Genomic DNA, 22,989 nt, shown 5'->3' on the forward strand with positions numbered 1-22,989 from the left:
GCCAAGCCTCCGTTAAGTGAATCACGTGCTCATAGGCGCCTCGGTTTCCGAAGGATACGGCATGACCCTCCGCCCAACGCTCCCTGGCCTCGCCGCGCTCGCAGTCCTGGCGCTCGCGTCGCCGGCCGTGGCCCAGGAGGCCGTCAGCTTCGACGTCAACGTCGGCGTTGCCAGCGACTACGTCTTCCGGGGCGTGAGCCAGACCGACGAGGGCGTGCAGGTGTTCGGCGGCGCCGACGTCTCGGCCGGCGCGTTCTACGCGGGCGTGTGGGGATCGAACGTCGATTTCAACGATTCCACCGATGCCGAATACGACCTCTACGTCGGCTACAAGCCGACGGTGGGACTGGTCTCGCTCGACCTGGGCGTCCTCTACTACGGCTACGTCGATCAGCCGTCGGGCGCGGATCTCGACTACTTCGAGTTCAAGGCCGCCGGCAGCGTGCCGCTGGGCCCGGCGACCCTGGGCGCGGCGGCCTATTATTCGCCGAACTACTACGCTGGCGTCGACCACGCGCTCTACTACGAGGTCAACGGCTCCTACTCGCCCACCACGACGCTCTCGTTCAGCGCCGCCCTGGGCCGCCAGCAGGTGGACGGAGCCGGCGACTACACGACCTGGAATGTCGGCGTGGGCTATGCGCTGAACGATCACCTGAGCGTGGATCTGCGCTATCACGACACGGATAAGCACCGCCTGGGCGACATCTACGGCAGCCGGGCGGTGGTCAGCCTGAAGGCCGCCTTCTAGGGACGCACCCATGACCGACACCCTTGCCCAGATCGTCACCGAGGTGGGCAAGGCGGTGGCCGAGGCGCACCGTGGCGAGGGCAAGGTCGCCGACTACATCCCCGCCCTCGCGCGCGTGGACGCCAACCGCTTCGGCCTGGCGGTGATCACCGTGGACGGCGAGATGGCCGAATACGGCGACGCCTGGATGCCCTTCTCGATCCAGAGCATCTCGAAGGTCTTCACGCTGACCATGGCGCTGCAGCGGATGGGCGACACGCTGTGGGCGCGGGTCGGCCGCGAGCCGTCGGGGTCGCGCTTCAACTCCATCGTCCAGCTGGAGGCCGAGAAGGGGGTGCCGCGGAACCCCTTCATCAACGCCGGGGCGATCGTGGTGACGGACGCCGTGCTGGCCGGCCGGACGCCCGAGGTCGCGGTGGCCGATATCCGCGACGCGATCCGCGGGCTGGCCGACAACGACACCATCGACGTGGACAAGGAGGTGGCCACCTCCGAGGCCGCCACGGGCTTCCGCAACTACAGCCTCGCCAACTTCATGCGTGGCTTCGACAACCTGAACAGCCCCGTCGAGGACGTGCTGCAGACCTATTTCCATCAGTGCTCGCTGCGGATCACCTGCCGCCAGCTGGCGCGGGCGGGCCTCTTCCTGGCCAACGAGGGCAAGGACCCCCCGACCGGCGAGATGGTCGTCAGCCCCGAGCACGCGCGGCGGATCAACGCCATCATGATAACCTGCGGCCACTACGACGCCTCGGGCGAGTTCGCCTTCCAGGTTGGCCTGCCAGGCAAGAGCGGCGTGGGCGGCGGCATCCTGACCATCGTCCCCGACGTGGCGGCCGTCGCGGTGTGGTCGCCCGGCCTCAACGAGGTGGGCAACTCCCAGGTCGGGACGCTGGCCCTGGAGCGGCTGGCCGCACGGATGCGGTGGTCGGTGTTCTAGCTAGCGCCCCGTGAACACGGGCTCGCGCTTCTCCACGAACGCCTTGGCGGCTTCCTTGTGGTCGGCGGTCTGGCCGCAGTGGACGTGGTGGGTGGCCTCCAAGTCGAGGCAGTCGTCCCAGTCGCCGGCCATGGCGCGGTTGAGGTTCTCCTTCATGTAGCGGTAGGCGATGGTCGGGCCGTTCGCCAGGCGCAGGGCGATCTCGCGGGTCCTGGCCTGCAGCTCGTCTAAGTCGCAGACCCAGTTGGTGAGTCCGAGCCGCAGCGCCTCGTCGGCGGTGATCCGGTCGGAGAGGAAGTACATCTCGCGCGCCTTGGCCGAGCCCACGAGCTGGGTGAGGAAATAGGTGCCCCCGTAGTCGCCCGAAAAGCCCACCTTGGCGAAGGCGGTGGTCATGATCGCGCTGGAGGCCATGACGCGCAGGTCGCAGGCGAGCGCTAGCCCCAGGCCCGCGCCGGCTGCGGCGCCTGGCAGGGCGGCGAGGGTCGGCTTGGGCATCTTGAACAACTTGCCCGCCGTGGCGCGCTGGTTGACGCGCTGGCGGTGGATGGCCGCGTCGATGCCTTCGCCCGCGCCGCCGCCTTCGTTGCGGCTGTTCATGCCTTTCACGTCGCCGCCGGCGCAGAAGCCCTTCCCGGCGCCGGTGAGCACGACGACTTTCACCGAGGCGTCGAGCTCGGCCCAGGCCAGGGTCTTGCCAAGCGCGTCGTTCATCTCGCCGGACATGGCGTTGCGCGCCTCGGGGCGGTTCATGGTCAGGGTCAGCACCCCCGCGTCCAGGTTGGCGAGCAGGTCGGTCGTGCCGGTGTCGATGTCGGCCATGGGGCTCCCTCCGTCTGTTGGTTGCGGCGACGATAGGCGCTCGCCGCTTGACCGTCATCCGGCCGGCTTCTCTAGTTCGCGGCAAAAGAACGGAGGAAGACATGCGGCTTCGGCAGATCGCCCTGGTGGGCCAGGACCTGGAGGCGTGCCGCGCCGAGATCGAGGGCGTGCTGGGGCTCGGTCTGGCCTATGCGGATCCGGGGGTGCGCAAATACGGCCTGCACAACGCCGTCTGGCCGGTGGGCGACACGTTCCTCGAGGTGGTTTCGCCCACCCAGGAGGGCACGACCGCAGGCCGCCTGCTGGACAAGCGCCACGGCGACGGCGGCTACATGGTCATTCTCCAGACCGAGGACCTGGAGGGCGCCCGCGCCAGGTTCGCCGAAAAGGGCGTGCGCGTCGCGGACCAGTTCGACGGCGACGGCGTCCACTTTACCCACCTGCACCCCAAGGACGTGGGCGGCGCCATCGTCTCGGTCGACAAGATGGTCCCGACCGGGCGCTGGGAGTGGGGCGGTCCGGACTGGCAGAAGAACGTCCGCACCGAGACCTCTCTGGAAATCGTCGGCGCCGAGGTGCAGGCCGATGACCCGGCCGCCATGGCCAAGCGCTGGGGCGAAGTGCTGGGCCTTGAGGTGCGCGGCGACGGGCTGAGCCTGGGCCTCGACGGGGGCGAGATCCGGTTCGTCCAGGCGTTCGACGGGCGCGGCGACGGGCTGAGGGCCTTCGACGTCAAGGTGCGCAACCCAGCCGCGGTGAAGGCGGCGGCCGAGGCGCGCGGCGCGATCGACGCCCACGGCTACGTGGTCCTGTGCGGCACGCAGGTGCGGCTGGTGCAGGGTTAGATGGCCAGGCGGCGGCGCCTGATCGCTTCCCCTTGGGACTCGAATGTGTAGAGTTCTAAGTAAATGAGGGAGGCGACGGTATGGAAGGCCTGAAGGCCCGGCCGCTCTGCGTGGTGGATATCCGGCTCGACGACGATGCGCCCTTGCCGCTGGGCAAGTCGCCGTGGCGCAACCGGCGGGTCAGCTACATCGCCGGCGGGACCCTCGAGGGCGAGCGGCTGCGCGGCGAGGTGATGGCCGGTGGCGGCGACTGGTCCGAGCTGGGCCAGGGCGCGGACGGTGCGGCCCTGACCCTGGTGGACGTACGCTCGCTCTGGAAGACCCACGATGGCGCGATCATCGACGTGCGCTACGGAGGCCGCCTGGTGATCCCGCAGGCGGTGCTGGGCGACTTCCGCGATCCCGCCAAGGTCGAGGGGCTTTCCGACGACGCCTACTACTTCCGCATCCAGCCGATCTTCGAGACGGCCGACGCGCGCTACGACTGGCTGAACGCGCTGGTGGCCGTGGGCTATGGCAAGCGCACCGCCAAGGGCGTCCGCTACCGGATCTTCGGCCTTGAGTAGCGGGTCGCGCGCCCCTCAGTCGAATGGGGGCGGGGGTTACGCCTGGTACGTCGTCGCGGTCCTGCTGCTGGCCTACACGCTGTCGTTCATCGACCGGATGATCCTGAGCCTGCTGGTCGGTCCGATTCGCGCCGACCTGGGGATCAGCGACACGCAAATGAGCCTCCTGATGGGGTTCGCCTTCGCGATCTTCTACAGCGTGCTGGGCATCCCCCTCGGCTGGCTGGCCGACCGGGGCAGCCGGCGGGGCCTGATCGTGGCGGGCGTCGCGGCCTGGAGCGTGATGACCGCCGTCTGTGGCCTCGCGAAGGGCTATGTGGGCCTGTTCCTGGCGCGGATCGGGGTGGGCGTGGGAGAGGCGACGCTGTCGCCGGCCGCCTATTCCATGCTGGGCGACTATTTCCCGCGCGAGAAGCTGGGCCGGGCCATGGCGGTCTATTCCATCGGCGTGCCACTCGGCTCAGGCATCGCGCTGGTGGCCGGCGCGCTGGTGGTGAGGTTCGTGACCGAGGGCGGGGCGCTGTCGGTCCCGCTGCTGGGCCCGATGGCGCCTTGGCGGCTGACGTTCGTGGTCATCGGCCTGCCGGGCCTGCTGGTGGCGACCCTGATCGCGCTGACGGTCCGCGAGCCGGCGCGAACCGGCGTGAAGGCCGGCCTGGAGAAGGGCGAGTTCACCGCCTTCCTCCGGGCCCATCCGGGCGCCGTGGCCGGGCACTTCGGCGCCATGTCGATGATCACCCTGGTGATGTACGGCGCCATGGCCTGGATCCCCCAGTTCCTGCACAGGACCTACGCCATGCCCGTAGCCGAGGCCGGCCTGTGGTTCGGCGCGGCCACGGCGCTCTGCGGGGCTGCGGGTCTTCTGCTCGGAGGCTGGCTGGCGGACCGGATGTATCGCCAGGGCCGCAAGGACGCGCACCTGCGGGTCATCCGGTTGAATGCGCTCCTGCTCCTGCCGCTGCTGGTGGGCATGGCGCTGGCGCCGAGCGCCGGGATCGCGCTGGCGTTGATGGTCCTCATGATGCTGATCGGCACGATCCACGGCGGCGTGGCCGGCGCGGCGCTGCAGATGATCACGCCCAACCGCCTGCGGGCGCGGATGGTGGCGCTGTACTTCCTGGTGGCGAACCTCATCGGCCTGGGCTGTGGCCCCACCGCCATGGCGCTGGTCACCGATCGCGTGTTCGGCGACGACGCGGCCCTGCGCTACGCGATCGCCCTGATCACGGCCATCGCGATGCCGGTCTCGGCGCTGGCGGCGACGTTGGGGATGAAGCCCTTCGCGCGCGCCGCGGAGGCTGCGGAAGCGGCCGTCACATAAATCCTTAGCATACTATCTAATTTGCTGTAGCGTCCTTCCTAAGCGCCCCGCCCAGAGACGGGGCACATGAAGGGGAGGTTCGCGATGTCGAAGTCGCTGGCGCATGGCGTCTCGTGGTTGGCGTTTGGCGTGGCCGTGCTCGGAGCCGGGCAGGCGGCGGCGCAGGCGAAGGAGGCCGAGGTCTCCGAACTGGTGGTCACGGCCCAGCGGGTCGAGGAGAACATCCAGCAGGTGCCCATCGCGGTCAGCGCCTATTCGGCCGCCGCGCTGGAACGCCAGTCGATCGAGACCATCCAGGACATCGCGATTCGCACGCCGGGCTTCAGCGCCGGCGCGGTCGACCCGATCCAGTCCAACTTCGCCATCCGCGGCATCGGCTCGGCGTTCGGGATCAGCCAGAACGCCGGCGGCGACGCCTCGGTCGTTGTGTTCGTCGACGGCGTCTACGCCGGTCGAGGCGGCACGCCCGACATCGACGCCCTGAACCTAGAGCGGGTGGAGGTGCTGCGCGGTCCGCAGGGCACGCTGTTCGGTAAGAACACCGTGGGCGGCCTGATCCAGTACGTGAGCAAGAAGCCCTCGGCGACGCCCTCGTTCCGGATCGAAGGCCAGTACGGAAACTACGATCGCCGGCAGCTGAACGCCCGGGGCAACATCCCTATCAGCGACAAGCTGTTCGTCTCGCTGGGCGGCTCGATCAAGAAGCGCGACGGCTACGAGTTCAACGAGACGACCGGCAACGACGTCAACAACCAGGACCTGAAGACCGCGACGCTCGCGGTCCGTTTCCTGCCCAGCGACGACCTGGACATCGTCCTGGCGGCCGACTTCACCGACCAGGACCAGGCCGGCAATCCGCGCCACAACAACTGCGACCGGACGTTCGACAATGGCATCCACTGCGCCGGGATCAATCCCGACCCGCGGGTGGTGAACGCCTTCACTGACGGCTATCTGCGCCGCTGGCTGCGCACCTATCGCGGTGAGGTGAACTGGACGACGGCGTTCGGCACGGTGACCTCGATCACCGCTCTGCGCGACGTGACCCTGAACTTCCGCACGCCGTTCTTCTCCAACCCGGTGCGGCCGCCGGCCCAGATCGAGTCGACCGAGACCGACCACGAGAACAATAGCCAGTTCAGCCAGGAGCTGCGGCTGTCGTTCGACGCCATGGACAGCCGCCTGAAGGGCCAGGTCGGCGCCTACTACCTGCACGAGGACAACCAGCGGATCGAGGACCTGCAGCAGGACTTCCCCGCGCCGGCGCAGACGGGGATCGCCACCTATCCGCAGGAGGTCACCGGCAAGAGCTACGCCCTGTTCGGCCAGCTCAGCTATGCGATCACCGACCAGCTCACCGCCACGGCCGGCCTGCGCCAGACGTGGGAGAAGAAGAGTGGCCACTTCATCGGCCGCAAGGTGTCGGGTCCCGGCCTCCCGCCGCCGCTGGCCGCCAACTACGACGTGCGGGCCTCCAAGAAGTGGAACGCGCTGACGCCGCGCTTCGCCCTCGATTACCAGATGACGCCTGACGTCCTGGTCTATGCCTCGGCCACGCGCGGCTTCAAGAGCGGAGGCTTCCAGGGCTTGGCCGGCTCGGCGCTCAGCCAGGCGACGCCCTACGACCCCGAGTACGCCTGGAGCTACGAGGGCGGGATGAAGACCCAGTTCTGGGAGCGCAAGGCGCTGTTCAACGCCTCGATCTTCCAGACCAACTACAAGGACCTGCAGGTCTCGCAACTGGTGCCGCTGTGCTGCGTGGTGGTGGGCAACGCCGCCACCGCCAAGATCAAGGGCGCCGAGTTCGAGATGGTGCTGCGGCCGGTGGCCGGGCTGCAGATCGACGGCAGCTACGCGCGCCTGCAGGCCGAGTTCACCAGCTTCGCCAACGGGGCCACCGCCAACTTCACCGGCAACGACCTGCCGCGCTCACCGAAGGACAAGGTGCACCTGGGCGCCCAGTACAGCGTCGACGTCCAGGGCTGGGAGGTGCTGGGGCGGGTGGACTACACCAACCAGTCGCACATGTACTTCGAGGCCTCGAACATCCCGACCCAGAAGCAGGAAGGCTATATCAACGTCGACGCCCGCCTGGGCGTGACCTCGCCCGACAAGCGCTGGGAAGTGGCGGTGTGGGGCAAGAACCTGACCGACGAACTGGTGGCCACCTACGTCACGGCCTTCGCACCCTATCGCCAGGTGCTGGTGCCCTACGCGCCGCCGAAGACCTACGGCGTGACGCTGGTCTGGAAGATGTAGAGCGACCTACCGCCGGCCGAACCGGACCGTCATCTCGACGGCGATCCGGTCGCCGGCGGTGACGCCGGCCTTGCGGCGCACCGCGTCCTTCAGGGGCAGGAGATAGCTCCCGTCGCGCGGGAAGAGCGAGGTGGTGAAGGTGGTCTCGCCGATCGTCGCCTCGACCGGGATCACGCCCCAGCCATAGCTGGCCGCGCGCGCGACGCGACGGATCTCGTCGGCGTCGTCCGGCGGCACGGGCGCGAAGAAGTAGGGCGACGGGCCGCGCCAGGTGACGACCTGGGCCTCGAAGGCAAGCTCCAGCAGCAGGTCGGCGTCGGCGGACATGCCGGCGATCCTGCCGGATCGCCGGGCCGCCCGCCAGCCGCGCCTAACGCGCGCGGTTGGGGCTGAGGAAGTCCGAGGCGTTGAAGCCTTCGGGTGCGGCGACCTCGACGATGGGGTCCTCGCGGTTGTCGTACTCCATGCGCAGGGCCCGCGTGATCACCGCATGCATGGCGTAGAGGGTGGTGATGTAGGTGAACTCGAAGATCTCCTCGTCGCCCCAGAAGGTGCGGAGCTTCTCGAACACCTCGAGCGGTGTGCGGCCGTCCCCGGCCGTCAGGCAGTCGGCGTAGGCCAGCACGGCGCGTTCCTGGTCGTTGTAGACGTCGGAAACCTGCCAGTGCGGGATGGCGGCGATCTTCTCGTCGGCGACGCCGAGGCCGCGCAGCGACTTGCAGTGCTGGGAGAAGACGAACTGGCTCCCCTTCACCCAGCCAGCGCGGGTCTGGCCCAGCTCGCGCAGCACCGGGTCGAGCTTGCGGTCGGGGTGGCGGTAGACCGCGAAGCCGTCGACGGCGTGCTTGAAGATGTCGGGGGCGATGGCGAAGACCGTCCACCAGTCACCGGGCGTGCCAGTGGCGGTGCCGGGGCTGGCGACCGGATCGCGGTCGGGGCCGAACAGGCGGTCGTAGTAGGCCCTCACGACGTCCGAGGTGACCTCGGCGCGGGGAATCTGCTTCAGGACGGGCATTCGGGGCTCCTCAGGCGAACTTGCGGAATTCAGCGACGCGGGCGCTGTCGAAATACTCGTCCAGCCGGGTGATCTTGCCATCCTTCACCGCGCAGACGATGCAGGCGGGCAGGTGCACGCGCACCCCGTCGTGCGAGCGGGTGCCGCGCAGGACGTGCTGCTGCACGAAGCCGCCCGGGAAGACCTCGACGCGGCGATCGTCGTACACGCGGTCGAGGACGCGGGTGACCATGCCGGCCAGGGTCTTCCTGTTGTCGTCCGGGCCCTGGATCTGCTCGTCGGTGTTGTGCCAGATCTCGGCGTCGGGGGCGTAGCAGGCCACGAGGCCGTCGATGTCGCCGGCCTCCACGCAGTCGAAGAAGCGCTTGGCGAGCGCGCGCATATCGGCGTCGGACATGGTGTCTCCTCTTAAGCCTGGGGCGCGGCGTACGGCCGGCCCTGCATGTCGTGCTGGAAAAGCTGTGCCCACTGCTCGGGCGTGACGGCGGCCTTGGTGGCGCCCTGCTTGAGCTGGAAGTTCTCGGGCGGCACGTGGGCGCCTTCCTGGACCGCGGGCCGCTCGCCTACCCTGGCGAACCAGGCGGAGAGGGCCGGCCACTCGGCGATGTCGATGTCGATGGCCCGCGCGGCGCGCACCCACGACCAGCAGGCGATGTCGGCGATCGAATATTCGTCGCCGGCCAGGTAGGGGGCCTCGGCCAGCCGGGCGTCCATCACCGAGAGCAGGCGCCTGGCCTCGGTCATGTAGCGGTTGACCGCGTACTCGTGGGTGTCCGGGGCATAGCGGACGAAGTGGTGCGCCTGGCCGTGATAGGGGCCCAGTCCCGACATCTGCCACATGAGCCATTGGTGGGCGCGGTAACGGGCGCGCGGCTGGACGGGGAGGAACCTGCCGGTCTTCTCGGCCAGGTAGATGAGGATCGCGCCGCTCTCGAACATCGCATAGGGCGCGCCGCCGCCGATCGGGTCGTGATCGACGATGGCCGGGGCCTTGCCGTTCGGGCTGATGGCGCGGAACTCGGGCGTCCGCAGGTCGCCCGCCAGCAGGTTGTGGCGGATGATCCGGTGCTCGAGGCCGGTCTCAAGCAGCATGATCGACAGCTTGTGGCCGTTGGGCGTGGGAACGAAATGCAGGTCGATCATGCCTTCACCGCCACGTTCATGCGCTTGGCGCCATTGGCCGCGATCAGGCCGGCGATGTCGTCACCCTGATAGTCCGGGTCGGCCGATGGGCCGAAGGCGGCCAGGATCTCGGCGAAGCCCGCCTCGGTCATGGCCTTCCACTCGGGGTGGGTGAAGATGAAGAACTCGCCGGCCTCGATGGCGCGGGCGACGCGCTCGCCGATCCTGGCGGGCGACATCCCGCCGGCGAGGACATTGCCCATGTTCTGCGCGGTCTGGGCGGCGGCGCCCTGTTCGCCGGCGCCCGGGCGCAGCTTGGCGGTGGTCGCGACGATGTTGGTGGCCGACATTCCGGGGCAAAGGACGGAGATGCCGACGTCGGTGTCCACCAGCTCGTTGCGCAGGGCCATGGCGATGCCCAGGGTGGCGAACTTCGACGAGATGTAGGCGACCGAGATCGGCGGCGGCACGATGGCCACCATCGAGGCGGTGACCGCCAGGTGCGCCGGCTCGCCCGCGGCCTTCATCGCGCCCAGGAACGTGCGGCAGGCATAGAGGTGCGCATGGGCGTTGACCGCGTAGGCCCAGCGCCAGACGTCGGTGTCGTAGGTCTCGAACTTGCCGGAGCCACCGCCCACACCGGCGTTGGAGAACAGGATCCGGACGTCGCCGAACTTCGCGGCCTCTTCGCCGGCGCGAGCCCAGTCGGCCTCCTCGGCGACGTTGAGCTGCAGGCCGATGGCGTCGGCGCCCTCGGACCGGAGTTCGGCGGCGGCGGCCTCGGCGCGGGCGCCTTCGATGTCGGCGAGGATCGGCCGGGCGCCGCGTTTCGCGAGGGCGCGCGCGGTCTCCAGCCCAATGCCGCTGGCGCCCCCGGTGACGAAGGCGGTCTTGTCCTGCAGGTCCTTCATCCGGCGGCCTCCTTGAGAACGGCTTCGGCGTCGCGGCCCACGGCGCCGGCGACGCCGAGGTAGGCGAGGGCGGACAGCACAGCCACGGGGGTGGCGCACAGCAGGGCCGTGCGCAGCGGCGTTTCCGCGCCCGACGCCGACAGCGCGTCGCTGACCATGCCGATGACGAGCGGCCCGCCGCCCAGGCCCACGATGTTGAAGGCCAGCAGCACCAGGGCCGTCGCCGTGGCGCGTGCGTTGACCGGCATCAGGTTCTGCACCAGCGCCAGCACCGGCGCGGTGAACATGGTGCAGGCGACCATGGGGACCAGCATCAGCAGCAGCGAGGTCTGCCAGGACGAGGCCATGATCGCGAGGGCGAGGGTCGGGGCGGTGACCAGGACCGCCAGGCCCGGGACGTAGGCGAAGGCCCGCAGGTCGCGCTTGCCCAGCCAGTTCACCAAGGCGCCGCCGCCCCAGATGCCCAGGCCCATGCAGAGCCCGGCGGCGGGGCCGAACCACTTGGCCACTTCGCCCAGCGGCATCTGCTGCACGCGCATCAGATAGGCGGGGATCCAGTTGAGCATGCCGTAGCTGACGAAGGCCGACAGACCGCTGGCCAGCAGCAGGAGGCGCAGGCTGGGGCGCGAGAGGAAGAGCGCGAGCGTCGGGCCGAGCTTGGCCGGCGCGTGGGGCCGGGTCGGCGTTGGATCTAGGGCGCCGCGCGCCGGCTCCCTCACGAAGAGGGCCAGCAGCAGGGCGGCGACCACGCCGATCCCCGCCACCATCACGAAGGCGCCGCGCCAGCCGAACTGCTCGGCCGCCCATCCGCCGAGGCTGGCGCCGATGAAGACGCCGAGCGGGCCGTTGCACGTGAACAGGCCGATCACCGCGGGACGCTGCGACGGCGGGTAATAGTCGGCCAGGATCGACAGCGAAGGCGCGGTGCCGCCCGCCTCCCCCACGCCCACTCCGAAGCGGGCGAGGGCGAGCTGCCAGAACGACCCCGCCAAGGCGCAGGCCCCGGTGAACCCGCTCCACACCAGGCAGGCGGCGGCCACCAGGCGCACCCGGTGGATCCGGTCGGCCAGCATGGCGGCCGGCACCCCCATGACGGCGTAGAACAGGGCGAAGGACAGGCCGGTCAGCAGGCCGAGCTGGGTGTCGCTGAGGTGGAGCTCCTGGCGGATCGGCTCGGCCAGGACGGAGAGGATCTGGCGATCGACGAAGTTCACCGTGCCGACCGCCGTCAGCAGCAGGAGGGCCAGCGTCCGACCGTGCCGCGGCGCGGCGGCGGGCGGGCTCATGGCGGCGGTGGCGGCCTGGTCCATTTCACTCCCAACGGCGTCGTGTCGCGCCTTGCGGGCCACCCTATGGCGGGGTCCCCTAGTGTCAATCAAGTTTACGGTCTGGTTCGCGGCGCGCTAGGCTGGCGGCAATCAGAATAAGGGAGCCGGACGCCGTGAATATCGAGGGCAAGACGTGTGTGGTGACGGGCGCGGCGGCGGGCATAGGCCGCGCGGCCGCCCTGGCGTTCGCGGCCAAGCGTGCGAACGTGATCCACATCGCGGACGTGGACGAGCCGGGCATGGCTGAGACGGTGCGGCTGATCGACGAATTGGGCCTGCAGACCCGCGCCCGGACCTGGATCGTGGACCTCGCCGACCTGAAGGCCGTGCAGGCCTGGATGGACGCCCTGGCCGAAGAGGGCGGCTATGACGTGCTCTACAACAACGCCGGCGTCGTCCTGGGCTCGCCGCAGTTTCCCGACGCGCCGGTCGAGCGGCTGCAGTGGATCATCGACGTCAACCTGACGTCCGTGGTCGCCGCGACCCAGATCGCAGCCAACGCCATGCGCGCGCGGGGCGGCGGGGTGATCGTCAACACCGTCTCGACGGTGGCGCTGGGCAAGGGGTTCTCGGACGTGATGTACGCCACCACCAAGGCCGGCGTGATGATGTTCACCCGCAGCTGCGCCAGCCTGAAGGAGAGCTGGAACGTGCGGGTCTGCGGCGTGCTGCCGGGGCTGACCAAGACGCCGATCCTGAAGAAGACCGGGGCCGACGGCGACTATGCGCCGTGGATGGCGCCGATCCTGGCCAACAACGCCATGTGCATGCCCGAGGATATCGCCGCGGCGGTGATCGACCTGGTCGAGGACGACAGCCTGCCGGGGGGCGACTGGGTGGCCGTGCGCCACATCGACGGCAAGATCGAACGCCAGTGGGGGCATGACGAAGGCGGCTAGGCCTCGCTGCTCTTGAGCATGTTCTCGCCGAACAGGTTGGACCACTGCTCGTCGGTGAGAGTTGGGCGCAGGCTCGAGAGGTTCGGCGCGTTCTTGACCTCGGTGCCGCGCTGCACGGCGGGCCGGTCGCCGACGGCGCCGAACCAGCGGCAGATGTTGGCGTAGGGGGCGAGGTCGAGGGCGATCGCGCGCGTGGCGCGCACCCACGGCCAGGCGGCCATGTCGGCCACCGAATATTCGCCGGCGAGATACTCTGCCTCGCCCAGGCGACGATCGAGCACGGCCAGTAGGCGCTTGGCCTCGTTGGTGTAGCGCGCGACGCCGTAGTCTTGCCCCTCGGGCGCGTAGCGGATGAAGTGGTGGGCCTGGCCGTGCGAAGGGCCCAGGCCCGACATCTGCCACATCAGCCACTGCAGGCAGAGCGAGCGGCCGAGGGGATCGGCGGGCACGAAGGCGCCGCCGGCCTTCTCGGACAGGTAGAGCAGGATCGCGCCGGACTCCATGACCGCGAAGGGTGCGCCGCCGCCGATGGGATCATGGTCCAGGATCGCCGGCAGGCGGTGGTTGGGATTCACCCGCCGGTACTCGGGCTTCAGGTGGTCGCCGGCCAGCATGTCGTAGGGGATGAGACGGTGGGGGAGGCCGGTCTCCTCCAGCATGATGCTGACCTTGTGACCGTTGGGCGTCGGCACAAAGTGGACGTCGATCATGCGGCGCTCCCAAATCTGGCGCGGGCCGCGGCGAACGCGGCGTCGAAGGCTGGGCGGCCGCCCTGGTGGCCGGCGAGGCGGAACGTGCAGGCGCAGATCTTCCAGGCGTCGGCGCGGCGGCGGAAGCGGTGGACATAGGTCCCGCAGGCGAAGCCTTGCAGGTCGCCGATGAAGTGGGCGGCGTCGACATAGGAGACCACGACGGCCTCGTCGCCATCGAGCTCCACCCGAAAATTGGAGACCTTGTGCTGGGTGGCGTCGAACGCACCCAACACCTTGCAGCGGTCGACCCAGGCCTGGGCGGGCATCACGGACTGGATCGAGCCCAGGGAGCTGTAGTCGACCTCGATCTCGTCTTCGAAAAGGTCGCGGAAGCCCGACCAGTCGTGGGCGTCCAGGGCCATGGCGTAGGCCGTGACCACGTCGGTCAGCAGGAGGCGGACGGCGAGCGCTTCAGAACTCACGCTCGCCGTCCCTCCTCGGACTAGAACTTCAGGCCGGCCTCGACCGCGATGCTGCGGGTCTCCTCGAGATAGAGGATCGCGCGCGGCGCCGCGGTGATCGGGGCAGGCAGGTTGAAGGCGCTGCCGGTGGTCAGCTCGTCGGTCAGGTTCTTGCCGACCACGGCCACGTGCCAGCGCTCGTCGCTCGGGCCGTACTGCACCCGGGCGTCCAGCTTGGCGTAGCCCTTCTGGCGGCCGAACAGCGGGCTCTCGTTGTCGCTGTCGAAGTACTTGGAACGGCCGTGCACGGCGACGGTGGTGTCGAGCGCCATGTCGTTGCCGAACTCGTAGCGGTAGTGCCCCTGGGCCGAGAAGCTGAACTTCGAGGTGTAGGGGAGCGGCGCGCCCTTGATGTTGTTGGCCGCGATACTGGCTGGGACGGCCGGGTTGCAGGCGCTGATCGGCTGGGTGGCCAGGCAGGCGGCGCCCGGATAGTCGTCGTACTTGGCGTCCTGGTAGGCGGCGGCCAGGGTGAAATCGAGGCCCTTGGCCGGATAGAATGCCGCCGAGCCTTCGATGCCGGTCGAGCTGGCGTTGGCCGCGTTGCCGGTCTGGTAGGCCGAGATCGTCGGGTTGTAGACCGAGACCTGCAGGTCCTTGAACTTGGTCTTGTAGACCGAGACGTTCAGGATCGCGCGGCCGTCGAGGAGCGTCGATTTCACGCCCGCCTCGAAGTTCTCGGACTTCTCGGGCTTGTAGGCGAACGTGGCGTTGGTCGTGCCGTAGGTGTTGGACACGAAGCCGCCGGACTTCGAGCCTCGGCCGTAGGTCGCGTAGGCCATGATCTGCGGCGTGAAGTCGTACTGAACGGTGATCGAGGGATCCCAGTTGTCCTCGCCGTTGATCTCGCCGTTGGCCACGGTGTTGACCGGACGCAGCGCGAACGGGCCGTACAGCAGCCGGCCGAAGAAGTGGCCGCGCTTGTCAGTCGAGGTATAGCGCAGGCTGCCGATCACGCGCAGCTCGTCGGTCGCGTGGAACGTGCCTTGACCGAACGCCGACCAGGTCTGGCTCCGCTGGCGGAACTCGGTGTTGAGCAGGCCAAAGTAGTTCAGCGAGGCGATGTTGAACCCGCCGAGCTGGGTGAGCTGATAGAGCGCCGTGTCGTAGTAGGCGCCGATCACATATTCGAACCGCTGGCCGGTGGGGGAGAGCAGGCGGACTTCCTGCGACCACTGCCGGAAGTGCTCAGGGTAGCTGTTGTAGACGCTGTTCGGCGTGAAGGCGCCGTTCCCGCCCGGGATCGACTGGTCGAAGCCGTTGATGATGTTCGAGCGGAAGAAGGAGTAGCCGGTCACCGACGTCAGGGTGAAGTCGCCGATCGACAGGTTGCCGGTGCCCGAGACCAGCCAGGACGTGGCCTTGGTGCCTTCCGGACCGAGCGCCGACTGCGCGAGGTAGCGGGTCTTGTGCGGCTGTTGGCTCGTGGTGAGCGGGCTGGAGACCGTCAGGCCGCCCTTCACCTCGCGGTCGCTGTACTCGGTCTTCAGCGTGTAGTTGAAGGCGTCACTGGGCCGGAACTGCAGGGTCAGGCGGGCCAGGGCCATCTTGTTGCCCGGGTCGTCGTGGCCGGTCGCGCGGTTCTTGATGTAGCCGTCCTGGTCCAGCAACTTGACCGCCAAGCGGGCGCCGACCGTGTCGCTGATGGGCCCCGATATGTAGCCGGACACTTCCGGGCCCTCGAGGTCGAAGTTGTAGAGCGCGGTGACGCCGCCCTCGAACGACGAGGTCGGCCCGGCCGAGACGATGCTCACGGCGCCGGCGGGCGTGTTCTTGCCGAAGAGGGCGCCCTGCGGTCCGCGCAGCACTTCCACGCGGGCCAGGTCGAAGAACGGCGCCTGGGCCTGGCGGTTACGGCCGGCGTAGACGCCGTCCATGTAGAGCGAGACCGCCTGGTCGAACGAGAAGTTGGCCGGCGGCGAACCGAAGCCGCGGATGTAGATGGTGTCGTTGCCGGCTGTGGTCTCGACCGAGACGTTCGGCGTGAACTTGACCATCTGCTTGAAGTCGTTGGTGGCGAAGTCCGACAGCTTCTCGCCGGACACGACCTCCATCGAGATCGGCACGTCCTGAAGCTTCTGCTCGCGCTTCTGGGCGGTGACGACCACCTCGCCCAGGGTGGACGGAGCCTCGTCGGCCGCCTCGGCGGCAAGGGCGGAGCCTGCGCTCAGGCTCACGAGCATCGTGGTGGACAGTAGCAGCCGGGCGATCATCGCCGTCTCCCCCTCTTGATCGGATATCTGCGTTCTGTTGATCGAACGTTGGTTGGAGTATCTGCGCTCACGCGCGTCGAGTGTCAATTTACTTGACGGTTATCCGCCGCCTGAACTTGCACTTCTAGGCTGGATGGCGTTGCCCGCATGCTCGCCCGGTGGTGGAGGCTCCGAGCGCATCATCGCCTCCACCAGCCGCCGTCCGCGCAGGGCATGGACGTCGGCGCGCAACGGGATCTCGTCGAACTCGCCCGCCTCGCCGAGCAGGCGCTCGATCTCGCCGATCGCCTCGACATCCTCCGTGAAGATCTTCAGCGCCGAGGCGGTGTCGGGCGGATGCTTGCGGCTGAGCTCGAACGTGGCGGGATCGACGGCGCTGGACGCGAAGTAGTGGCAGCGGTTGAGCGTGGCGGGCGTCACCGCATGGAAGATGCGAATGTCCAGCATGGGCTTGGTGGTCGCCGGGTCGGAGCCGGCGGGGAAATAGCGGTCGTGGCCGAAGTGGAAGCCGGGCGCCACGAAGGTCAGCATGATCTCGCGGTCGACGGCCCCCTCGATCCCGCGGCTCCTGCGCACCCAGTCGGTGACGGCGGCGTTGGGAATCCAGCGGACGCTGCGCACCCAGCCGTCGCCCTCCTCGGAGCGCTCCTCGGTTCCGGCCACGTCGCCACCGCCGATGGTGTCGGCGTGCAGGACGGTGAGGTGGGTCAGGTCCAGCAGGTTGTCGTTGAGCAGTTGGTATCGGCCGTCGACCTGCCAGTAGAGCGGCGGGCGCTTGATCCAGTTGGGGTCAGTCAGGCCGAGAGCCTGATGGTCCGGCAGCAGGGCGGGGTCGGCCAGTTCCGGGTCGCCGGGCCAGATCCACATCCAGTCCCACAGCTCGACCAGCGGATAGGCCTTCACGCGCGCCTTGGGCGGCACGATCGCCTGGCTGGGAATGTGCGAGCAGCGGCCATCGGTCTCGAAGCGCAGGCCATGGTAGCCGCAGACGATGGCGTCGCCGTCCACACGGCTCTTGCCCAACGGATAGCCCCGGTGCGGACAGCGGCCGGCCAGGGCCACGGCGTCGCCGCTTTCCGTCCGGTAGAAGACCACGGGTTCACTGAGGACGAAGCGCTCAAGCGGCGCGCGGCCGACCTCCGCGGAGCGGGCCGCGACGTACCAGCGGTTGCGCGGGGCATAGAGACCGGCAGCGAAGGGATACATCCGCGCCTTCCTCATTGGCGTTGGACGCATAATTAGATTGCTAAGTGTTTCTGTCAATCGACTCCCGTGCGGTGGTTTCCGCTACGGGAGCCGACGGAAAGAGGGTCTTACTTCGTGGTCTCGAGCGCGCGCTCGTCGTTCTCGGCCAGCAGCGTCTCGGCCTTCAGGACGACCGGCCGCGACTTCTTGCCTTCGGCGTCGACGGCTTCGTGGGCGACGTCCTTCTCGGTGAAGCCCTTGTGGGTCCAGGAGGCGAACTCGAGCATCACGCCGTCGGGATCCCAGAAGTAGACTGAGCGGACGAACACGTCGTCGTGCAGCTCGGACGCCACCTGGGTCTCGGAGTTGTCGTGGTTGAGCACCTTGCCCAGCTTCACGCCCTTGGCTTTCAGTTTCTCGACGTACTCGTCGAACTTCTCGGCCGGCACATTGAGGGCGATATGGTTCATCGAGCCGTGCGCCGAGCGGATGTCGCCGCCACCGGGCAAGTCGGCCGGCGCCGAGATGCCGGGCACGGCCTCAGGCGCGTTCGGGAACCAGAAGAACGCCAGCGAGTCGCCGTTGCCGATGTCGAAGAAGAAGTGCTGGCCCCGGCCGCCCGGCAGGTCCAGCGTCTTGACCAGCGGCATGCCCAGCACATCGCGGTAGAATTCCACGGTCTTGGCCATGTCCTTGCAGACCAGGGCCAGGTGGTTGACGCCGCGGATATCGAACTCGCGGTTGATCGGCTGAGCCATAACGTCCTCCTGCCGGGCCCGAGGCCCGATCATCGTTGCCTATAATAAACGCCGGGCGGCGCGCGACGTCAATTTAATTGACACTCCTTCGCGCGGTCTGGACCGCCGTCACTTAGAGTTCTAACTATCCCGACCGTGCCATCGGAAACCGACATCGTCGAGGCCCTGCAGCGCGGGGGATTCCTGCCGCCGGACGCCCAGCCGCGCCTCGAGTCGTTGACGGGCGGCGTCTCCAGCGACGTGTTCCGCATGGACCTGCCGACAGGCCCGGTCTGCGTGAAGCAGGCGCTGGCGAAGCTGCGGGTGGCCGCCGATTGGCGCGCGCCGGTGGAGCGTTCGCACTACGAGGTGGAGTGGCTGAAGACCGCGAAGCCGTTCGCGGGCGACGCGGTGCCGAACGTCCTGTTCGAGGACGAGGCGGCGAGCCTGTTCGTCATGAGCTTCTACGACCCTGCGACGCACAGCGTCTGGAAATCCGACCTGGCGGCAGGGATCGTCGATACCGCCTTCGCCGGGCAAGTGGGGCGGATGCTGGTGGCGATCCACGCCGGAGCGGCCGGGTCGTCGGAGATCGAGGCGAAATTCCAGACCACGGCGCTGTTCGAGGACTTACGTCTGGCGCCGTTCCTGCGGCGCTGCGCCGAGGTTCATGCCGACCTGGCCTGGCGGCTTGTCCCGCTGGCGGACCGCACGGCGGCGGCGCGGATCACCCTGGTCCACGGCGACGTCAGCCCGAAGAACATCCTGCACGGTCCGAACGGCCCGGTGCTGCTCGATGCCGAGTGCGCCTGGTACGGCGACCCCGCCTTCGACCTGGCCTTCTGCTCAGCGCATCTGTTGCTGAAGACCGTCTGGAAGCCCGAGCACCGGGCGGCCTATCTCGATGCGTTCTACGCGCTGCAGCGCGGATACCTGCCCGGCGTGTCCTGGGAGAGCCCGGCAGCGCTGGACGCCCGCGCGGCGCCCCTGACCGCGGCGATCCTGCTGGCGCGCGTGGACGGCAAGTCGCCCGCCGACTATCTGCGCACGCCCGAGGACAAGGGCTTCGTGCGCGACGTGGCGCGCCGGCTCGTGGGCGAGGGGACGCCGGCGATGGCCGCGCTGGCTGGCGTTTGGAAGGACGCGTTGGGGACACGATGAAGACGACGATCGCGAGCGTGCGGGGCCGGCAGGTCTGGGACAGCCGGGGACGGCCGACCGTCGAGGCGGAGGTGACGCTGGAAAGCGGCGCCGTGGGCCGGGCGATCGCGCCGGCCGGAGCTTCGCGCGGCGCTCACGAAGCCATCGACCTGCGCGACGGCGGCGAGCGCTTCGGCGGTCTGGGCGTCGACCGCGCCACGGCGGCGGTGAACGGCGAGATCGCCCGGCTGCTGACCGGCCGCGACGCGACCGACCAGGCGGGGCTGGACGCGGCCATGGCCGAGACGGACGGCACGGCGAACCTCGCGCGGTTGGGCGGCAACGCCACGGTGGCGGTCTCGCTGGCGGCGCTGCACGCGGCGGCCGCGGCCGAAGGGCTGCCGCTGTGGGCCTATCTGGCGCAGGGGCGGAAGGTGCGCGTGCCGCTGCCCGAGATCCAGATCTTCGGCGGCGGAGCGCACGCCGGGCGGCGCACCGACGTCCAGGACTTCATGGTTATGACGCCGAAGGCCGGCACGATCCGCGAGGCGTTCGAGATCACCGCCGACGTCTTCCGCGCCGCCGGGCGGCTCATGGAAGAGGCCGGCCGGCTCGCGGGCGCGGCGGACGAGGGCGGATGGTGGCCGATGTTCGACAGCAACGAGGACGCCCTGGCCGCGCTACTGAAGTCGATCGAGATGTCGGGCCACCGGCCGGGGGAGGACGTGTTCATCTCGCTGGATGTGGCTGCCAACGAACTCGACGGCGGCGACGGCCGCTATCGCATGGGACTGGACGGCGCCGAGTTCGGGCGCGAGGCGATGGTCGAGCGGGTGGCCGACTGGGTGCGTCGCTATCCGATTCTGTCGATCGAGGATCCGGTCAGCCAGGACGACCTGGAGGGGTTCGCGATGGCCACGCGCGCCTACGGAGATCGGGTGCAACTGATCGGCGACGACATCCTGGTGACCAACGCCGAGCGCGTCCGCGCGGCGGCGCAGGCGAAGGCCGGCAACGCGGTGCTGGTCAAGGTGAACCAGGCCGGCACGGTCAGCCGCGCCAAGGCCGCCCTGGACGCCTCCAAGGCTCTGGGCTGGGCGGCCATCGTCTCGGCGCGATCCGGTGAGACCGAGGACGTTTCCATCGCCCACTTGGCGACGGGCTGGGACGCCGGCCAGATCAAGGTGGGCAGCTTCTCGCGGTCGGAACGCATGGCGAAGTGGAACGAGCTCCTCCGGATCGAGGAGGCCATGGGGGCCGACGCTCAGTTCGCCGGCGCCTCAGCCTTTGCGGCCTCGGTCGCGGCCGGGCTCAAGTGAAGGCGGTCCTGCACTACCGCGCCTCGGACGGCTTTCGGGCCATGCTGGCGGGCTACGCCAAGGCGGCTGGCGTCCAGGCCGTGGTGGTGGACGAGTTCGACGCCGCCGCCTTCGGCCGCGAGATCGCCGACGCCCAGGTGCTGCTGCACGTGCTGAAGCCGGTGACCGCCCAGATGATCGGCGGCGCGCTGAACCTGCGGCTGGTCCAGAAACTGGGCGTGGGCGTGAACACGATCGACCTGGAGGCCTGCAAGGCCGCCGGCGTCGCCGTCTCGAACATGCCCGGGACCAACAGCCAGGCCGTCGCGGAGATGGCGCTGGCGCTGATGCTGTCGGTGCTGCGCCGGCTGTCCTACCTCGATCCGCTGACTCGGCAGGGGCAGGGCTGGCAGCCTGACCCCGACCTGATCGACGGCGTGGGCGAGCTCTGCGGACGCACCGTCGGCTTCGTGGGCTACGGGGGCTCGGCGTCGCGGCTGGGCTCGGCGCTGCAGGCCCTGGGCGCGGAGGTGATCTACACGGCCCGGAGCGAGAAGCCGGAGCTGCCGGGGCGCTTCCTGCCGCTGGCAGAGGTGCTGCGTCAGGCGGATATCGTCTCGCTGCACCTGCCGCTGACGCCCGAGACCCAACGGATGATCGACGCGCCCGCCATCGCCCGGATGAAGAAGGGCGCCATCCTGATCAACACGGCGCGCGGCGGGCTGGTGGACGAGCCGGCGCTGGTCTCTGCTCTCTGCTCGGGCCAGCTCCGGGGCGCCGGCCTCGACGTGTTCGACCAGGAGCCGGTCGATCCCGACAACCCGCTGCTGGGCCTGCCCAATGTGGTGCTGGCGCCGCACCAAGCCTGGCTGACGCCCGAAACCCTTGACCGCAGCCTGGCCGCCGCGTTCGAGAATATCCGCCGCCTGAAGTCCGGCGAGCCGCTGAACAACCAGGTCGTCTGATGCCGCGTCCCCCCGTCGTCTTCGCCTCAGGGCAATTGCTCACCCACGAGTGCTGGGCGCCGCAGCTGCCGGCGCTGTCGGGCGACTACGACCTGCGCTTCTCGGACCATACGCGGGACGAGACCATCGACAGCATGGCCCAGCGCCTGCTGTCCGAGGCGCCCCAGCGCTTCCATCTGGTCGCCCACGCCATGGGCGGCTTCACCGCCTTCGAGGTCATGCGCCAGGCGCCGGAACGGGTGATCAGCCTGGTGCTGATCGCCACCCTGGCGCCCAACGACGGCCCGCCTCAGACCGAGCGTCGGCAGGGTTACATCCGCCTGGTGGAGGCCGGACAGTTCGCCGAGGTGGTGGAGGAGCGCATCCCCATCCTGGTCCATCCCGCCCGGCGCGAGGACGAGCGGCTGCTGGCCGTCGTGCGACGCATGGCGGCGGAGACGGGCCCCGAGACCTTCCTGCGGCAACAGCGCGCGATCATGGGCCGCGCAGACAGCCGCCCGTCACTCAAGGCGATCGGTGTCCCGACCCTGCTGGTCCGGGGAGCGCAGGATGGGATCACCACCCAGGCCCACGCCGACGAGATCGTGGCCGGCGTGCCGGACGTCCGCTTCGAGGAGGTCGCCGACTGCGGCCACCTTCCCACCCTGGAAAAGCCCGCGACCACGAACGCCTTGCTGGCGGCCTGGCTGGCGGCGCGACGTTAGGCGCGAGCAAGCGCCCGACGGGGCCGGCGCGCCAGGGCGCCCACGGCGCCGAAACCCAGGATCATCATCGTCCAGGTCGCCGGTTCGGGCGCCGAGCCCACCGGGGTGCCGCTCTCGGCGGTGTAGAATCCCACCGTGTGGTTGTCGGACTCGTAGCCCGCGTTCGCGAGGCTCTCGGTGAAGGTGACCGTGTCGAAGGCGCCGTCGGTGTCGAAGAAGTTCAGGAAGACATAGGGCTGGCCGCCGTTCTGTCCCGCGTATGTCCCGCTCGGATTGCCGAAGTAGGCGGGATTGCCGCCGACCAGCGCCAGCACGTCCACCGGCGTGAAGCTGAACAAGGCCGTCCCCGCGCGGGAGAAGGTCACCGTGTTGCCGCTGTCCAGCGCCGACAGCCAGAAGCCGAAGTAGTTGACGCCGGCCGGGTCGGACGTGCTGAGGCCCAGCGAATAGCCGCTGAACGAACTCGCGAAATTGCCCGTCCCGGCCGCGCCGCCGTACTGGTCCGCGCCCACGACGTCCACGCCCGAGTAGTTGCCGCTGATGACGCCGCCCGACCCGAAGTCGGTCGCGAAGTCCTGGCCGCCGCCCACGCCTACGCCGTCGAAGGTCTCGACGCCCTTGGAACTGAAGGCGGCGGTCGAGTTCAGCACGCCGGGCGCTTCGAACGTCACATGAAAGGTGTCGGCGTGCGCGGCGCCGGCCACGCCGAGGGCGGCCACGAAGGGCGCGATCCGCTTGATCATCTTGTCGTCTCT

The 22,989-nt window shown here is 69.1% G+C and carries 24 protein-coding genes; 11 read left to right on the forward strand and 13 right to left on the reverse strand.

The annotated features are described in order from the left end of the window. The first annotated feature begins 61 nt into the window (after window positions 1–61). Both ACODSY_RS20740 and ACODSY_RS20745 read left to right on the forward strand, forming a co-directional pair. Window positions 62–751, forward strand: a complete 690-nt coding sequence (locus tag ACODSY_RS20740; protein WP_488953789.1) for a TorF family putative porin — start codon at window positions 62–64, stop codon at window positions 749–751. 10 nt (window positions 752–761) lie between these two features. Next, window positions 762–1,691 carry a glutaminase gene (locus tag ACODSY_RS20745; RefSeq protein ID WP_488953790.1) on the forward strand — a complete coding sequence of 310 codons (930 nt, stop codon included), beginning with the start codon at window positions 762–764 and terminating at the stop codon, window positions 1,689–1,691. Here ACODSY_RS20745 and ACODSY_RS20750 read toward each other — a convergent pair whose 3' ends face one another. Beyond that, complete coding sequence (locus ACODSY_RS20750) at window positions 1,692–2,513, reverse strand: enoyl-CoA hydratase (RefSeq protein WP_488953791.1); 822 nt, start codon at window positions 2,511–2,513, stop codon at window positions 1,692–1,694. A 101-nt stretch (window positions 2,514–2,614) separates the two neighbouring features. On the opposite strand from ACODSY_RS20750, the gene ACODSY_RS20755 reads away from it, so the two are divergent. The 4 genes from ACODSY_RS20755 (at window position 2,615) to ACODSY_RS20770 (ending at window position 7,504) form a co-directional block, all read left to right on the forward strand. After that, window positions 2,615–3,358, forward strand: a complete 744-nt coding sequence (locus ACODSY_RS20755; RefSeq protein WP_488953792.1) for a VOC family protein — start codon at window positions 2,615–2,617, stop codon at window positions 3,356–3,358. An 80-nt stretch (window positions 3,359–3,438) separates the two neighbouring features. Next, entirely contained in the window at window positions 3,439–3,924 is a 486-nt protein-coding gene (locus ACODSY_RS20760) for a DUF3237 domain-containing protein (RefSeq protein WP_488953793.1), read from the forward strand. Further along, complete coding sequence (locus ACODSY_RS20765; protein WP_488953794.1) at window positions 3,917–5,245, forward strand: spinster family MFS transporter; 1,329 nt, start codon at window positions 3,917–3,919, stop codon at window positions 5,243–5,245. The genes ACODSY_RS20760 and ACODSY_RS20765 overlap by 8 nt, the downstream gene beginning before the upstream one ends. Window positions 5,246–5,329: 84 nt before the next feature. Then, window positions 5,330–7,504 (forward strand): TonB-dependent receptor, encoded by a 2,175-nt coding sequence (locus ACODSY_RS20770; RefSeq protein WP_488953795.1) that lies wholly within the window; start codon window positions 5,330–5,332, stop codon window positions 7,502–7,504. Window positions 7,505–7,510: 6 nt separating this feature from the next. Here ACODSY_RS20770 and ACODSY_RS20775 read toward each other — a convergent pair whose 3' ends face one another. The 6 genes from ACODSY_RS20775 to ACODSY_RS20800 are packed head-to-tail and all read right to left on the reverse strand — an operon-like array spanning window position 7,511 to window position 11,862. After that, window positions 7,511–7,831 (reverse strand): DUF1905 domain-containing protein, encoded by a 321-nt coding sequence (locus ACODSY_RS20775; protein ID WP_488953796.1) that lies wholly within the window; start codon window positions 7,829–7,831, stop codon window positions 7,511–7,513. Between the two features lie 43 nt (window positions 7,832–7,874). Continuing rightward, the gene (locus ACODSY_RS20780; RefSeq protein WP_488953797.1) at window positions 7,875–8,519 is read right to left on the reverse strand and encodes a carboxymuconolactone decarboxylase family protein; all 645 of its coding nucleotides are present in this window, start codon (window positions 8,517–8,519) and stop codon (window positions 7,875–7,877) included. 10 nt (window positions 8,520–8,529) lie between these two features. Continuing rightward, entirely contained in the window at window positions 8,530–8,916 is a 387-nt protein-coding gene (locus tag ACODSY_RS20785; RefSeq protein ID WP_488953798.1) for a nuclear transport factor 2 family protein, read from the reverse strand. 11 nt (window positions 8,917–8,927) lie between these two features. After that, window positions 8,928–9,662 carry a glutathione binding-like protein gene (locus ACODSY_RS20790; protein WP_488953799.1) on the reverse strand — a complete coding sequence of 245 codons (735 nt, stop codon included), beginning with the start codon at window positions 9,660–9,662 and terminating at the stop codon, window positions 8,928–8,930. Continuing rightward, window positions 9,659–10,552: an SDR family NAD(P)-dependent oxidoreductase gene (locus ACODSY_RS20795; protein ID WP_488953800.1), complete on the reverse strand. Its 894-nt coding sequence runs from the start codon at window positions 10,550–10,552 to the stop codon at window positions 9,659–9,661. The genes ACODSY_RS20790 and ACODSY_RS20795 overlap by 4 nt, the downstream gene beginning before the upstream one ends. After that, entirely contained in the window at window positions 10,549–11,862 is a 1,314-nt protein-coding gene (locus tag ACODSY_RS20800; protein ID WP_488953801.1) for a spinster family MFS transporter, read from the reverse strand. The genes ACODSY_RS20795 and ACODSY_RS20800 overlap by 4 nt, the downstream gene beginning before the upstream one ends. Window positions 11,863–11,993: 131 nt before the next feature. Between ACODSY_RS20800 and ACODSY_RS20805 the strand changes: the two genes are divergently transcribed. After that, window positions 11,994–12,779: an SDR family NAD(P)-dependent oxidoreductase gene (locus tag ACODSY_RS20805; protein WP_488953802.1), complete on the forward strand. Its 786-nt coding sequence runs from the start codon at window positions 11,994–11,996 to the stop codon at window positions 12,777–12,779. Here the strand turns inward: ACODSY_RS20805 and ACODSY_RS20810 are convergent. From ACODSY_RS20810 to ACODSY_RS20830, 5 genes are all read right to left on the reverse strand, one after another. Continuing rightward, window positions 12,776–13,489, reverse strand: coding sequence for a glutathione S-transferase N-terminal domain-containing protein (locus ACODSY_RS20810; RefSeq protein ID WP_488953803.1), 714 nt, complete (start codon window positions 13,487–13,489; stop codon window positions 12,776–12,778). The genes ACODSY_RS20805 and ACODSY_RS20810 overlap by 4 nt on opposite strands. Beyond that, complete coding sequence (locus ACODSY_RS20815) at window positions 13,486–13,953, reverse strand: nuclear transport factor 2 family protein (protein ID WP_488953804.1); 468 nt, start codon at window positions 13,951–13,953, stop codon at window positions 13,486–13,488. Before ACODSY_RS20815 ends, ACODSY_RS20810 begins: the two co-directional genes overlap by 4 nt. 20 nt (window positions 13,954–13,973) lie before the next feature. Continuing rightward, the gene (locus ACODSY_RS20820; RefSeq protein ID WP_488953805.1) at window positions 13,974–16,205 is read right to left on the reverse strand and encodes a TonB-dependent receptor; all 2,232 of its coding nucleotides are present in this window, start codon (window positions 16,203–16,205) and stop codon (window positions 13,974–13,976) included. A 99-nt stretch (window positions 16,206–16,304) separates the two neighbouring features. Next, window positions 16,305–17,411: a Rieske 2Fe-2S domain-containing protein gene (locus tag ACODSY_RS20825; protein WP_488953806.1), complete on the reverse strand. Its 1,107-nt coding sequence runs from the start codon at window positions 17,409–17,411 to the stop codon at window positions 16,305–16,307. A gap of 107 nt (window positions 17,412–17,518) precedes the next feature. Continuing rightward, window positions 17,519–18,148 carry a VOC family protein gene (locus tag ACODSY_RS20830; RefSeq protein WP_488953807.1) on the reverse strand — a complete coding sequence of 210 codons (630 nt, stop codon included), beginning with the start codon at window positions 18,146–18,148 and terminating at the stop codon, window positions 17,519–17,521. A 135-nt stretch (window positions 18,149–18,283) separates the two neighbouring features. Between ACODSY_RS20830 and ACODSY_RS20835 the strand changes: the two genes are divergently transcribed. From ACODSY_RS20835 to ACODSY_RS20850, 4 genes are read left to right on the forward strand one after another with little or no spacing between them, the layout of a single operon-like run. Continuing rightward, complete coding sequence (locus ACODSY_RS20835; RefSeq protein ID WP_488953808.1) at window positions 18,284–19,288, forward strand: phosphotransferase family protein; 1,005 nt, start codon at window positions 18,284–18,286, stop codon at window positions 19,286–19,288. Continuing rightward, entirely contained in the window at window positions 19,285–20,586 is a 1,302-nt protein-coding gene (gene eno / locus ACODSY_RS20840) for a phosphopyruvate hydratase (protein ID WP_488953809.1), read from the forward strand. The genes ACODSY_RS20835 and eno overlap by 4 nt, the downstream gene beginning before the upstream one ends. Beyond that, on the forward strand, window positions 20,583–21,530 hold the full coding sequence (locus ACODSY_RS20845; RefSeq protein WP_488953810.1) for an NAD(P)-dependent oxidoreductase: 948 nt from the start codon (window positions 20,583–20,585) through the stop codon (window positions 21,528–21,530). Before eno ends, ACODSY_RS20845 begins: the two co-directional genes overlap by 4 nt. Then, window positions 21,530–22,234: an alpha/beta fold hydrolase gene (locus ACODSY_RS20850; protein ID WP_488953811.1), complete on the forward strand. Its 705-nt coding sequence runs from the start codon at window positions 21,530–21,532 to the stop codon at window positions 22,232–22,234. The genes ACODSY_RS20845 and ACODSY_RS20850 overlap by 1 nt, the downstream gene beginning before the upstream one ends. Here the strand turns inward: ACODSY_RS20850 and ACODSY_RS20855 are convergent. Beyond that, entirely contained in the window at window positions 22,231–22,977 is a 747-nt protein-coding gene (locus ACODSY_RS20855) for an Npun_F0296 family exosortase-dependent surface protein (protein ID WP_488953812.1), read from the reverse strand. The genes ACODSY_RS20850 and ACODSY_RS20855 overlap by 4 nt on opposite strands. Window positions 22,978–22,989 lie beyond the last annotated feature (12 nt).

It is taken from the genome of Phenylobacterium sp. FG114 (assembly GCF_057809855.1).